Genomic DNA, 13,029 nt, shown 5'->3' on the forward strand with positions numbered 1-13,029 from the left:
GTCAGAGTACCCCGGCTTCCTTGAGCTTCGCCACCAGTTCGCTGGCCGACGCGACCTTGAGACCGGCGGTCCGCTTCGGCGGTTCCTCCAGCTTCAGCACTTCCAGCCGCGGCGCGATGTCAACGCCAAGCGCCTCGGGCGTCGTCTCGTCGAGCGGCTTCTTCTTGGCCTTCATGATGTTGGGCAGCGAGGCGTAGCGCGGCTCGTTGAGGCGCAGATCGGTCGTCACCACGGCGGGGAGCTTCAGGCGCAGTGTCTCGGCGCCGCCGTCGATCTCGCGCGTGACTTCGACATGGCCATCGGCCAGGACCAGCTTCGAGGCGAAGGTCGCCTGCGGCCAGCCGAGCAAGGCGGCGAGCATCTGGCCAGTCTGGTTGCTGTCGTCGTCGATCGCCTGCTTGCCCAGTATGACCAGGCCGGGCGCCTCGTTGGCGATCACGGCCTTCAGCAGCTTGGCGACGGCGAGCGGCTCGACGCGCGGGGCGTCGGTCTTGACCAGAATGCCTCGATCGGCGCCCATGGCGAGGCCGGTGCGCAGCGTTTCCGCCGATTTTTCGGTGCCGATCGACACGACGACGACTTCGCTGGCGCCGCCTGCCTCCCGAATCCGGAGCGCTTCCTCGACGGCGATTTCACAGAACGGGTTCATCGCCATTTTCACATTGGCGAGATCCACGCCCGATCCGTCGGGTTTGACCCGGACCTTCACATTCGCGTCGACGACCCGCTTCACGGGCACCAAAATCTTCATGGCGACGTGATTCCCCTCGCGCTATCGAGCCATTGCGGCGCGGGACCGTATCGGCGGGTCCTCACCAAGTCAACGCGCCGACGGCAGGCCGGAAGGGTTCAAATCACGGGTTCGGCGGCGATCAGCTCCGGCTCCTCGCGGGCCAACAACGGCACGCCGCGCCGGCGCATGACGAGGATCAGCAGGCCGCCCGTCACCAGCCCGCCGAGATGCGCCGCCCAGGAAATCTCGCCCGGTGGCCCGAAGAGAAAATTGTAGATCTGCAGCAGGATCCAGAAGCCGAGCACCCAGATCGTCCGGAGCCGCAGGGGAATGCGGAACAGGAGCAGGATCCAGATCTTCACCCGCGGATGGAGCAGGAAATAGGCGGCGATGACGCCCGCGACGGAACTCGACGCGCCGATCAGTGCCAGGTCCGAGCCTGGCGCGACCGCGACATGGGCGAGGCCGCCGCCGATCGCGCAGAGAAAATAGAACAGGATGAATCGGTAGTGACCGACCGCATCCTCGACATTGTCGCCGAACACCCAGAGGAACAGCATGTTGCCCGTCAGGTGCCAGATGTCGCCATGGAGGAAGCTCGATGTGATGAAGGTCAGATATTCCGGTGCATGGAAGACGCCGGGCGTGCGGATATGCACGCCGGTGAGCGTTGAGGGGATAAGTCCGAAGGACATCACCGACGCCGCTTCGGCATCGGCGTTGCCACCGCGCTGGTAGAACAGGAAAATCAGCACGTTGATGACGACGATCGCCCGGGTCGCCCAGGGAAAGCGAATGTATTTCAGCGGGTTCTGGTCGTGCAGCGGAACAAACATCCGGGCCTTCAGCGATTCTGGCCGGGCACCCACAAAATGTCGCCGGCGCCCCGATCATTCACGAATCGGGCCGCGACGAAAAGGAAATCCGACAGGCGGTTCATATAGCGGATTGCCGCCGGGTTGGTGGCCTCTCGCGCGGCGAGCTCGACCATCAGCCGCTCGGCCCGGCGCGCGACGGTGCGGGCGACATGGAGATGGGCTGCCGCCGGGCTGCCGCCAGGCAGAACGAAGGAGCGCAGCGGCTCCAGCGAGGCGTTGAGCGCGTCGATCTCGCTTTCGATGCGCACCACCTGCGCCTCGATAATGCGCAGCGCCTCGCGCCCGGGCTTCATGCCGGCCTCGGGCAGCGACAGGTCGGCGCCGAGGTCGAACAGATCGTTCTGGATACGCAGCAGCATGGCGTCGAGCGGATCAAAGCCCGCTGTATGCAGCCGCGCGACGCCGATCACCGAATTGGTCTCGTCGACCGTGCCATAGGCGTCGACACGCAGATCGGATTTGGACCGCCGCTCGCCGCTGGCGAGCCCGGTCGTGCCATCGTCTCCCGTCCGCGTGTAGATCCGATTCAGAACGACCATGAAAGCCTCAACGGGAGGAGAAGTAGAGCGCGAGCATCATAACCACGACAGCCACGAATTGCAGCAAGACGCGCATCTGCATCAGTCGCTGCGATCGGTCGGGGGAGCCGCCACGCAGCATGTTGAAGAGGCCCAGGAGGAGCACGATCGCCACGGCCCCGAGCGCGATCGGTATGAGGAAATGGAAAATGCCGGTCATCGTGTTGCCGTCCTGCAAATGTGAACGGATCCATCCTAGTCCCGAAGCCATTGCGAGCGCGCCCTGCGAACTGACGCATGGGCGCGCAGGAGTCCTTCCGGCCTATCCGTTCAACACCCAGATGGCGGCGTTAAGCACGGAGGCAAAGCTCACCCACGCGAGATAGGGCGCGAGCAGCCAGGCGGAGAGGCGATCAATGCGGGCGAAGAGGACGATGGTTGCGACGATGGCAGCCAGCAGCGCCAGGATCACGACAAGGCCGCCTCCGGGGGAGTGCCCGGCGAAGAAAGCTGCCGACCAGGCGACATTGAGCACAAGCTGCACCGCGAATATGGCTGCGGCCCGGCTTCGCACCGTGCCACGCGACCGTGTCCAGACCCGGCAGATCGCAACCGCCATCAGCACATAGATCAGCGTCCAGACTGGTCCGAAAATCCAGTTGGGCGGATTGAAGGATGGCTTGGTCAGTCCGGCATACCAGATTGGAATTTCCGGTACGGTCAGCGCGGATCCGATCGCGGCGGCAGCGAGACAGACGACGAGAGCAATCAGGAGAACGACGAGCGACTCCGGCTTGCTTCGTCGGGCCATGGTTTCGGTCATGCTCGGTATCCTGCCTGCAACAGGCGTTCAACGCGCGGACTTGGCGATCGTTCCCTCAGGAATTGCGGGCGATCAGCGCGTCGAGGACCCTGTCCGGCAGCCAGCGCTTCAGTAGGGCCGCGCCTTTGGTCAACGTCGTCACGCGATATCTGGTCTTCGGCCGCGGACTGTCGAGGGCATGGAGCAGCGCCGCCGTCACTGCCTCGGGACCGAGCTTGAAACGCGAGGGCGCACGCGAGCCGGTAAGCCGCGCCAATTGGCTTTCATAGTCGGCGCGATGCGGCGACGCGTCGATATCGATCGTCTGCCGAAAATGGACGAGGGCGTTCTCCTGAAAGCGGGTTGCGATCGGGCCGGGTTCGATCAGCGTGACATGGATGCCGGTTCCGGAAAGCTCGAGGCGCAGTGTGTCGGTAAGGCCCTCGAGGGCGTGTTTGGAGCCCACATAGGCGCCGCGATATTTGCCGGCGACGAAGCCCAATATCGACGAGCACTGCACGATACGGCCGGCGTTCTGGCGTCGCATGACCGGTATGACGCGCCTTGTCAGGGCATGCCAGCCGAAGACATTCGCCTCGAACTGCCGGCGCAGGAGATTCGTCGTCAGGTCCTCGATCGCTCCGACCTGGCCATAGGCGCCGTTGTTGAAAAGCGCATCGAGCCGGCCGCCGGTGGCGGTAAGGACCTGATCGGCGGCGGCCTCGATGGAAGCCTCGTCGGCATAATCTAGGAACACCGATTCGATGCCGGCACCGGCCAGGCGGGCCAGATCCTCGTCCTTGCGCGCCGTGGCAAAGACACGCCAGCCGCGAAGCTTGAGCGTCGCCGCCGCGTTTTCGCCGATGCCGGACGAGGCGCCGGTGATCAGGATCGTGCGAGGTTCAACCATATGTCGTCCGGTGCGGCCTACCGCCGGTCGGAACGGGCGGCTCAGTGACAATAGCGGCTGTCACCATGCTGGCCGCGATGGCGCATGTCGAGATGGAGATGGTTCTCGTGATAGCCATCGGAGCCGGGCCCGAGCACGGTCATGAAGCGCGAGCAGGCTTCCTGCCGGACCGTCTGGATGAAGTCTGTGTCCTTGTCGGTGTGGTCTTTGTCCTTCTCGACCGTCACCCAGCGGTCGCCGATCTTGAAGGCGCCGACATCGATGGCGTTCATGAAGGCGTGCTCGGAGAGGGGGGCGCCGACAATATTGTTGCGGCCGCGGCAGCTATAGGAATCCAGTACTCGAACCGCCGTGACGCGGCTGCCATAGGCGGAGAGGGCGGCCGACTGCACATCCTGTGAAATCCAGCTCGACAGCATGCTTGCCGTCTCGCAGTTGATCGTAGCCGCGGGCTGCAGCGCGACCCTGCCATCCTGCAGAGCACTGACCTGAAAGGGGTCCGGCGCACCGCAGGCTCCGTCCTGTTCCGGCGGCAGGGGCTTTGCGGCGATCTGAAGCGCCGTCATCGCCGAATGGCAGGCCGTGAGCACTTCCGGAACGAGCGGCACGCGCGGCGGGATGATCGCGGCCAGGATGACGCCGGGCTTGCTGCGCGGCAGCGGTGTGCCGTCGCCATGGGCTTCGGTCTCGATCTCCTCCTCGGGGACGGGATCGCTCGGCACATGGTCGATGCCCGGAGGGGGCGGCAAAGAGCCGTCCGGCGTCAGGACGATGCCCAGCGAGGAACGGGATGGATCGAGTGGCGGAACGGGCTCGGGAAGCAGCGGTGAGGCGCTGATCGGTGCCGCAAAGGCGAGTTCTTCCGCCGAAAGGCTCTTTGAAAGCGTCCCGACGGGCCGTGCGGTAGCGGCCAGCTCGCTTGAAGCCGGCAACGGCTCAGATGGTGCCGCAACAATCTTGTCTGGCTTCGCGGTGGAGGCGGTGATGGCCTTGGCCTCGACCGCCGGTTCCTCGCCCGCCGGCTTCGATCGCGGCGTCGGCATGCCGGGGACAGCGGTGACCGGAGCCGGCGTTACCGCCTTCGGCTTGCGTTGCCCGGTTGCCGGCTTTTTCGTGCCGTTGGGCGGGACGCGGGGAATGATCTTTTCGAAAAGCTGTTCAGCCGTCAGGGCCGTTGCGGGGAAGGGTAGAACGCCGAGCCACAGCAAAGCGGCGAGCGCGGCGGGAAGAGATCGTCGGACGGCCTTCGAAAGCCTCATCGCGTTTCCTCTCCACCGCTGTCCCGACGATCAACGCCCGACGGCGCCAAGAGTTGCTCTCGCTGTCGATCTCCCCGTCTGCCCCGCGCTTAGCCTACCATTCGAACGGATCGGTCGCGAGCCGCTTGCCGACCATCAGCGCATCGGCGACGAGGCGGAGTGGGCCCGCATCGACATCGCTCTTCCGCTCAGCCAATAGGTCGGCGAAGCGGATGTAGATGCGCTCATATTCCTCGCTCGGCGCCTCGGCGACGAGCTGGCCGTCGATCGAAAGCGCGGCGCCGCCCTTGAACAGCCGAGCGCTGCGGCCGTCGCCGGTCTCGATCATCATGTGCCATTTCTCGTCGCCCTGCTCGCGCCAGTCGAAATCGGCCGAGAGCAATAGGGCGCCGGTGATGTTGCTCGAAAAGGCGAGTTTCGCCGCGATCGGCGTCTGGCGATTGGCAGGGTAGGTCAGATCCGCGCTCTTCACGAAGGCGCTTCCCGGCAGGATGCGCACGAAGATCGACAGCGCGTTGATACCGGGATCGAAGACGCCGAAACCGCCGGGCTCGAACACCCAGTCCTGGCCCGGATGCCATTTGCGCACATCCTCGCGCCATTCGATGCGGAGCGAGCGCAGCCCCGCCGCGGCGATGAGCGCGCGTGCCTCGTCGACGGCAGGATTATACTGCGAGTGCCAGGTGGCGAAGAGGACGCGGCCGAGGCGCTGCGCATGGCTGACCAGATCCTCGAACTCGGAGAGGGTCGCGGCCGGCGGCTTTTCCAGCATCACATCCTTGCCGGCATCCAGCGCCTCGATGGCGATGGCGTGGCGGACCTCCGGCGGCGTGCAGATCGCCACGGCGTCGATATCGGGGATCGCCGCGTACATTTCGGCTGGCGTGCGGAAGCTCGGCACGCCGCCATGGCCAAGCCCGCGCTGGCTGGTGACGGCGACGAGTTCGAAATCGTCGCTCTTGTCGATGACCGGCAGATGCTGATCCTGCGCGATCTTGCCGAGGCCGATGATGGCCATGCGCCGTTTCGTCATGAGTTGGCTCCTCCCGCTCCATCCTGCGGCGTATCGGCCGCGCTTTCCTCTTCTCCTAGGGAGAAATCGCGCTTTGGTCCATCGCCAACCACGACGAGGAAATAGAGCCACGCGCCGGCCATGCCCGGGTGGCGGGCGCTCTTCTCCAGCCGGTGGCCGTCCTCGACGCACAGATGCGGGATATCGATCGCGGCCATGGGGTCGCTGGCCGCGACGAGCAGTCGCTCGCCGGCCTGCATGCCTGCCAGGATCTTGCGCGCCTTCAGCACCGGCAGCGGACAGGCGAGGCCGATCGCGTCGAGCGTCCGGTCCCTCTGCCAGGCTTCGATCTCTTCATGCATTCTTAGCGACGAATCCCGTTGCGGCGGCACACAAAGCTGGACGTGCCACGTGCCGAACGCTTTCTTAAAGCAGATAATTGTAGCGACGAATGGCGGCGCCTTTGCCGACGTTCAGTCTGGAGCTTGGAATTGCGGGTTTCCTTCGCCGGATTCGTCGAGCGCTTCGCGCCGGCTCCACTCCGCCGGAGGCTGGCCCGTCCGGCGGACTGGGCCGACAGCATAGCGTTCGGCACTGGCGAGCGGGCCGTCACGCAGCGCATCGCGCTTACCGCCTTCCTGATCCGCATCGTCTCCGCCGTCATCGCCTATGCGAGTCAGATCCTGCTGGCGCGTTGGATGGGCGATTTCGAATATGGCGTCTATGTCCTCGTCTGGGTCGGCGCGGTCATCATCGGCGGCCTCGCCTGCTTCGGCATCCAGACGGCGGTTGTCCGTTTCGTTCCCGAATATGCCGAGCGCGGCGATCACGACCTCCTGCGCGGCATCATTCTCGGCAGCCGCCTGCAGGGTATCGCCTCCGCGACGGCGCTGGCCGGGCTGGGCGTGCTCGGCATCTGGCTGCTGCAGGATAGGCTCGCGAGCTACTATGTCATGCCGCTCTATCTGGCGGCGATCTGCGTGCCGATGCTGGCCATCGGCGAAATCCAGGACGGCCTGGCGCGCGGCTTCAACTGGCCGGACCTCGCGCTCTGGCCGACCTTCATCGTCCGCCCGATTCTCATCATCGCGCTCACTTATGGCGCGATCCTGCTCGGCGCCGTGCCGGACGCGGTCACGGGCATGGTCGCGGCAATCCTCGCCACCTATCTGACAGCGCTCTGGCAGATGCTCGCCATCAGCCGGCGGGCTGGCCACGTCGTTCCGGCCGGGTTGCGCCGGTACCGTTCGTTGAACTGGATCGCCGTGGCGCTGCCGATCTTCCTGGTCGAGGGCTTCTTCAATCTCCTGACCAATGTCGACATTCTGATCGTGGGGCAATTGCGCCCGCCGGAGGAGGTGGCGGTCTATTTCGCGGCGGTGAAGACGCTGGCGCTGGTCCATTTCGTCTATTTCGCCGTCCGCGCGGCGATGATGCCGCGCTTCTCGCAATATTATACGTCCGGCGACCGGATCCGCTTCGAGGCGGTGATCCGCGATTCGCTGCACTGGACCTTCTGGCCCTCGCTCGCCGCCGTCCTTCTCCTGCTGCTCTTCGGCAAGCTGCTGCTTTCTATGTTCGGGCCGAGCTTCGCCAGTGGCTATCCGCTGCTCTTCATCTTTTCCGTCGGCCTGCTGCTGCGCGCCTCGATCGGGCCGGCGGAGAGCATCCTGACCATGGCCGGCGAGCAGCGCATCTGCGCCGCCGTCTATGCCCTCACCTTCCTCTTCAATCTGGGGCTCAACTACGCCCTGATTCCGCGTTTCGGGCTCTATGGCGCCGCCTTCGCCACCGCCTCTGCTCTGACGCTGGAGACTGTCGCGGTCTATCTCGCCGTACGCTGGCGCCTCGGCCTCAATTGCTCGATCTTCCATGTCACCGGCTCCCGCTCCATGCCGCGCGGCAGGCCGGACGAGGGGGATCCAACATGACGGCGTTGGCGGGCGGGACCCTGGGTGCCGCGGTCGCCGGCTGGGAGATCCTTGCCGGGAAGTCCGTCGAGGCCAATCCGTTCTTCTCGCCGGCGATCACGACGGCGGCGGTCGCGCATCTGGGCGACGAACGCGTGCATCTGGCTGCTCCTGAAGTCGGCGGCAGGTTGCTGGCTCTGGCGCCGATCATTTCAACCCGGCTTGGCCGGATCGCTCCGGCTGTCTCGGTCTGGACGCATCGCTACGGCCCACTCGGGACGCCACTCCTCGATGTCGAGGCTCCGGACGAGGCCGTCGAAAGGCTGGTCCGCGCCATGGCCCCGAAAGACGCAAGCACCGCGATCCTGCTCTTCCCGGATCTGCCGCTCGACGGCCCGTCGGCCGCCATCCTCCGGCGTTTCGCAGCGGCGGAGGGTCGGCCCGTTGCCGAGATCGGCGCCTATCGCCGGGCAGCCCTGCGGCGTGGCTCGAGCGGGGAAACGCCATTCCGTCTGCAAATCGAGCGGCGCCGGCGCAAGGAATTCGCCAGGCAGCGGCGCCGGCTGGCCGAGAGCGGCCATCTCGTGGCGCGACGCGTCGGTCCGGGGCCGGATCTGGAATCGGCAGTGATGGCGTTCCTCGCGCTGGAGGCCGAGGGCTGGAAGGGTCGTCGTCGCACCGCGCTCGCCGCCGATCCGGCCAGCCGCGCTTTTGCGCTCGCCGCGATGCTGCGATCGCCGCAAGGCTCCGTGACGATCGACTGCATCGATCTCGACGGCAGCCCGGTCGCCATGCTGGTGAGCTTTCGCATGGCTGGACTCGTCGCAACATGGAAGATCGCCCATGACGAAGCATTCGCGCGGTTCTCGCCCGGCGTGCAGGTGATGCTGGAGGCGAGCGAGGCGTGGCTCTCCGATGCGACGGTAACCAACCTGGACTCGCTCGCCGCCGCCGATCATCCGATGATCGACGGGCTCTGGCCGGAGCGGATCCGCATCGGCGTCCTCGCTGTCGGTCCGGTCGGGGGATCGCCGCTGTTTGATCTCGGCGTCGCCGCGGCGCGGGCAGAGGCGGAGGCGAGGCGGCGCTACCGGGCCTGGAAGCACAGCCGCGGACGGTCGCGTCCGGCAGAGGAGACGGCGGCATGACGAAATTGGCACGCGAAGTCCCAGCGGGTGGGCCGCTTCTGACATTCGACAGCGGCGTCCTCGGTGCGCATTTCCCGCTGGAGCCCTTCACCTTCCGCCACGATCTCGCGGAAAACGCGGTGTTGCAGTTGGAAGCGTTGGCGGCACTGGCGACGCAGCTGCCGCGCGACCGGATCGAGTTCAATTCGGGCCGCCTCCAGCCGAACCAGCGGCCGGACGAGACGCCGGGTGTCGATCTTGAGCCGGAAGAGATCGTGCGGCGCATCGAGACGGCCGGCGCCTGGCTGGTGCTCAAGAATGTCGAGACGATCCCCGCCTATCGAGCCCTGATCGACAGAGTGCTCGCCGAGGCGGCGGAGGCAGCCGGTATCGAGCCGGGAGCAATGGCCGAGCCGATGGGCTTCATCTTTGTGTCCTCCGCGAATTCGGTGACGCCGTTCCACATCGACTATGAGGAGAACTTCTTCGTGCATCTGCACGGCCAGAAGTTCATGCACGTCTTCGACAATCGCGATCGTTCGATCATCGACGAGGAAGGTCTGGAGACCTATCCCGGCAAGCACCGCAACCATGCGTACCGCGATGATTTCGAGGCCAAGGGCCGTGTCTTCACATTCGGGCCCGGCGACGGGCTCTTTCTGCCCTACACTTGGCCGCACTGGGTCCGGACGGGTGGTGACTGGTCGATCTCGATGGCGATCACGTGGAAATCGCCATCCGATCGCCGCCGCAACAAGCTCTATTTCGCCAATGCCGTCTTAAGAAAAATGGGCTGGTCGCAATCGGCGCCCGGCCGCCGGCCGGGGCTCGATACCGCCAAGGCCGCCGCCTATGATCTCGCCCGGCTGCCGCTGGAACCGCTCCGCCGCAGCGAGGCCATGCGCCGAAGGCTCCGGGCACTCCTTTTCGGCAGTAAGGCCAATTATTTCTATGGCAAGCCCGGCGACGGCTCGTCGGGCAAGAAGACGGATGGGGCCTGACGCGCGGCCAGGTGCCCCGTTTCCAGGGGCCGTCAGCCCTTGTTCTTGTTGTAGACGTCGAAGATGACAGCGCCGAGCAGCACCAGGCCCTTGACGACCTGCTGCCAGTCGACATTGACGCCCATGATCGACATGCCGTTGTTCATCACGCCCATGATGAAGCCGCCGACCACGGTGCTCATCACCTGGCCGACGCCGCCCATGGCGGAGGCGCCGCCGATGAAGACCGCGGCGATGACGTCGAGCTCGCTGCCCAGGCCGGCGGCCGGCACAGCCTGGCCGAGGCGGGCGGCGATGATGAGGCCGCCCAGCGCGGAGAGCATCCCCATATTGATGAAGACGAGCAGCGTGAGCCGCTCCGTCTTGATGCCGGAAAGCTGCGCCGCCTTGATGTTGCCGCCCATCGCATAGACGCGGCGGCCGATGGTCGTCTTCCGGGTCAGGAAGACGAAGAGCGCGATCAGGATCGCCATGACCACGAGGACGATCGGGAAGCCCCGATAGACGGCGAATTGATAGACGAGGAACAGCGCCAGCGCGGCGACGACGAGCGTCTTGATGACGAACAGGCCGAAAGGCTCGGCCTGATAGCCGCGCGCCTCGCGCGTCCGGCGCGTGGAGAGCCCGGAGATCACATAGGCGAGGACGCCGACAAGGCCGAGCACCACCGTCGTCATGTGGAGCACGACGCCGGAGCCGACGATCGTCTTGCCGGCCGCGTTGATGACCGGATCGATCAGCACGAGCGGTCCGATGATATCGGGCAGGAAGCCGGAGGAGAGCTGCTTGAAGCTGTCCGGCAGGGGGCCAACCGACGAGCCGCCGCCGAGCAGGCCCTGGCACAGGCCGCGGAACACCAGCATGCCGCCCAGCGTGACGATGAAGCTGGGGATCCGATGATAGGCGATCCAGTAGCCCTGCGCGGCGCCAATGGCGCCGCCGATGATGATGCAGATGATCGAAACGACCAGCGGGTTGCCGAAAAAGCTGCCGAGCGGCCAGATCACCATCATCATCGCCGCCAGCGCGCCGATGAAGCCGGCGACGGAGCCGACGGAGAGATCGATATGGCCGGCGACGATCACGAGCAGCATGCCGAGCGCCATCACGATGATGAAGCTGTTCTGCTGGACGAGATTGGAGAGATTGACCGGCTTGAACAGCGTGCCGGTCGTGAGCTGGAAGAACACCATGATGGCGATCAGCGCCAGCACGAGCCCGTATTCCCGCAGGTTCGACACGAAGGACGAGACGGGGACGCGCTGCGTGGTGGGCACGTCCTGGGCAACGCCCGACTGCGGTGTGGGAACGCTGTCGCTCATGATGCTGCTTTTCCTTCTCCGCGCACGATGGCGCGCATGATCTTCTCCTGGCTGGCGTCGCGCGCCGCCATTTCGCCGACGAGCCGGCCTTCGTTCATGACGTAGATCCGGTCGGAGATGCCGAGGAGTTCCGGCATTTCGGATGAGATGACGATGATCGCCCGTCCCTCGGCCGCGAGGCGCGCGATGATCGTATAGATTTCGTATTTGGCGCCGACATCGATGCCCCGCGTCGGTTCATCGAGGATCAGTACTTCGGGGTTGGCGAAGAGCCATTTCGACAGCACCACCTTCTGCTGGTTGCCGCCCGAAAGATTGCCGGTCTTCTGGAAGACGCTCGACGAGCGGATATTGGTCCGGCCGCGGAAGTCGTTGGCGACGTCCAGTTCCTTCAGATCGTCAATGACGCCGACGCTGGAGACGCCCTTCAGATTGGCGATGGTGATGTTGTTCTTGATGTCTTCGATCAGGTTGAGACCGAAGATCTTGCGGTCCTCGGTGACATAGGCAAGGCCGCGATCGACGGCCTTGCCCACCGATGAAACGTCGATCGGCTTGCCATGCAGGCGGACTTCGCCGGTGATCTTGCGGCCGTAGCTGCGCCCGAAGACGCTCATCGCGAACTCGGTCCGTCCGGCGCCCATCAGACCGGCGATGCCGACCACCTCGCCCTTGCGGACATTCAAGTCGATGTTCTTGATGACCTGCCGCTCCGCATGCAGCGGATGGTAGACCGACCAGTTCTTCACCTCGAAGATGACCTCGCCGATCTTGGGGTCGCGCGGCGGATAACGGTCTTCCAGCGAACGGCCCACCATCGAGGTGATGATCCGGTCCTCGCTGATGTTCTGGCGGTCCAGCGTCTCGATCGTGCGCCCGTCGCGAATGACGGTGACGTGGTCGGCGACGCGGTTGATCTCGTTCAGCTTGTGGGAAATGATGATCGAGGTGATGCCCTGGCGTTTGAATTCCAGCAGCAGGTCAAGCAGGGCCTGGCTGTCCTTCTCCGACAGGCTCGCCGTCGGCTCGTCGAGGATCAGGAGTTCGACTTCCTTGCTGAGCGCCTTGGCGATCTCGACCAATTGCTGCTTGCCGGTGCCGATATTCGTGATCAGCGTCTTCGGGTCCTCGCTGAGGCCCACCTTCTTGAGGAGTTCGCGGGTCCGCGCCTCGTTGGCGTCCCAGTCGATCACGCCCCATTTCGCATGTTCGTTGCCGAGGAAGATATTCTCGGCGATGGACAGCATCGGCACCAGGGCGAGTTCCTGGTGGATGATGACGATGCCCTTGTGTTCGCTGTCATGGATGCCTTTGAAGTGGCATTCCTCGCCGCGATAGATGATCTTGCCTTCGTAGTCTCCGTCCGGATAGACGCCCGACAGGACCTTCATCAACGTCGACTTGCCGGCGCCGTTTTCGCCGCATATGGCGTGGATTTCGCCTTCCTCGACCTGGAGATTGACGTTCGACAGCGCCTTGACCCCCGGGAAGGTCTTGGTGATGTCGCGCATCTCGAGAATGTATGAAGGCATGGAGAGCCGCTCCCGCACGAATATA

General features: G+C 65.0%; 14 protein-coding genes. 3 read left to right on the plus strand and 11 right to left on the minus strand.

What is annotated here, in order from left to right; genetic code table 11:
• Position 1: 1 nt before the first annotated feature.
• The 9 genes from OSH05_RS12220 to OSH05_RS12260 all read right to left on the minus strand — a co-directional run bounded on the left by OSH05_RS12220 (position 2) and on the right by OSH05_RS12260 (position 6,474).
• Positions 2-751 (minus strand): electron transfer flavoprotein subunit beta/FixA family protein, encoded by a 750-nt coding sequence (locus OSH05_RS12220; RefSeq protein ID WP_104219628.1) that lies wholly within the window; start codon positions 749-751, stop codon positions 2-4.
• A gap of 98 nt (positions 752-849) precedes the next feature.
• Positions 850-1,569, minus strand: coding sequence for a rhomboid family intramembrane serine protease (locus OSH05_RS12225; protein ID WP_104219629.1), 720 nt, complete (start codon positions 1,567-1,569; stop codon positions 850-852).
• 8 nt (positions 1,570-1,577) lie between these two features.
• On the minus strand, positions 1,578-2,150 hold the full coding sequence (locus OSH05_RS12230) for a cob(I)yrinic acid a,c-diamide adenosyltransferase (protein ID WP_104219630.1): 573 nt from the start codon (positions 2,148-2,150) through the stop codon (positions 1,578-1,580).
• A gap of 7 nt (positions 2,151-2,157) precedes the next feature.
• Entirely contained in the window at positions 2,158-2,349 is a 192-nt protein-coding gene (locus OSH05_RS12235; protein ID WP_104219818.1) for a twin transmembrane helix small protein, read from the minus strand.
• Between the two features lie 102 nt (positions 2,350-2,451).
• Entirely contained in the window at positions 2,452-2,952 is a 501-nt protein-coding gene (locus OSH05_RS12240; RefSeq protein ID WP_104219631.1) for a TspO/MBR family protein, read from the minus strand.
• A gap of 55 nt (positions 2,953-3,007) precedes the next feature.
• A complete protein-coding gene (locus tag OSH05_RS12245; protein WP_104219632.1) occupies positions 3,008-3,841 on the minus strand; it encodes an SDR family oxidoreductase in 834 nt (277 codons plus the stop codon).
• 41 nt (positions 3,842-3,882) lie between these two features.
• Positions 3,883-5,100, minus strand: coding sequence for an extensin family protein (locus OSH05_RS12250; protein WP_104219633.1), 1,218 nt, complete (start codon positions 5,098-5,100; stop codon positions 3,883-3,885).
• A gap of 94 nt (positions 5,101-5,194) precedes the next feature.
• A complete protein-coding gene (locus OSH05_RS12255; protein WP_104219634.1) occupies positions 5,195-6,133 on the minus strand; it encodes a Gfo/Idh/MocA family protein in 939 nt (312 codons plus the stop codon).
• Complete coding sequence (locus OSH05_RS12260; protein ID WP_104219635.1) at positions 6,130-6,474, minus strand: sulfurtransferase TusA family protein; 345 nt, start codon at positions 6,472-6,474, stop codon at positions 6,130-6,132. Before OSH05_RS12260 ends, OSH05_RS12255 begins: the two co-directional genes overlap by 4 nt.
• 129 nt (positions 6,475-6,603) lie before the next feature.
• Here OSH05_RS12260 and OSH05_RS12265 point away from each other — a divergent pair, with 129 nt between their 5' ends.
• From OSH05_RS12265 to OSH05_RS12275, 3 genes are read left to right on the plus strand one after another with little or no spacing between them, the layout of a single operon-like run.
• Positions 6,604-8,043, plus strand: coding sequence for a lipopolysaccharide biosynthesis protein (locus tag OSH05_RS12265; protein ID WP_104219636.1), 1,440 nt, complete (start codon positions 6,604-6,606; stop codon positions 8,041-8,043).
• Positions 8,040-9,170 (plus strand): GNAT family N-acetyltransferase, encoded by a 1,131-nt coding sequence (locus tag OSH05_RS12270; protein ID WP_104219637.1) that lies wholly within the window; start codon positions 8,040-8,042, stop codon positions 9,168-9,170. Before OSH05_RS12265 ends, OSH05_RS12270 begins: the two co-directional genes overlap by 4 nt.
• Positions 9,167-10,150: a cupin-like domain-containing protein gene (locus OSH05_RS12275; RefSeq protein WP_104219638.1), complete on the plus strand. Its 984-nt coding sequence runs from the start codon at positions 9,167-9,169 to the stop codon at positions 10,148-10,150. Before OSH05_RS12270 ends, OSH05_RS12275 begins: the two co-directional genes overlap by 4 nt.
• 32 nt (positions 10,151-10,182) lie before the next feature.
• On the opposite strand, the gene mmsB is transcribed toward OSH05_RS12275, so the two are convergent.
• Positions 10,183-11,475 (minus strand): multiple monosaccharide ABC transporter permease, encoded by a 1,293-nt coding sequence (gene mmsB, locus OSH05_RS12280; RefSeq protein ID WP_104219639.1) that lies wholly within the window; start codon positions 11,473-11,475, stop codon positions 10,183-10,185.
• The gene (gene mmsA / locus OSH05_RS12285; RefSeq protein ID WP_104219640.1) at positions 11,469-13,004 is read right to left on the minus strand and encodes a multiple monosaccharide ABC transporter ATP-binding protein; all 1,536 of its coding nucleotides are present in this window, start codon (positions 13,002-13,004) and stop codon (positions 11,469-11,471) included. The genes mmsB and mmsA overlap by 7 nt, the downstream gene beginning before the upstream one ends.
• Positions 13,005-13,029: the final 25 nt, after the last annotated feature.

Origin of the sequence: Kaistia algarum, assembly GCF_026343945.1 — a bacterium.
Taxonomy (GTDB): domain Bacteria; phylum Pseudomonadota; class Alphaproteobacteria; order Rhizobiales; family Kaistiaceae; genus Kaistia; species Kaistia algarum.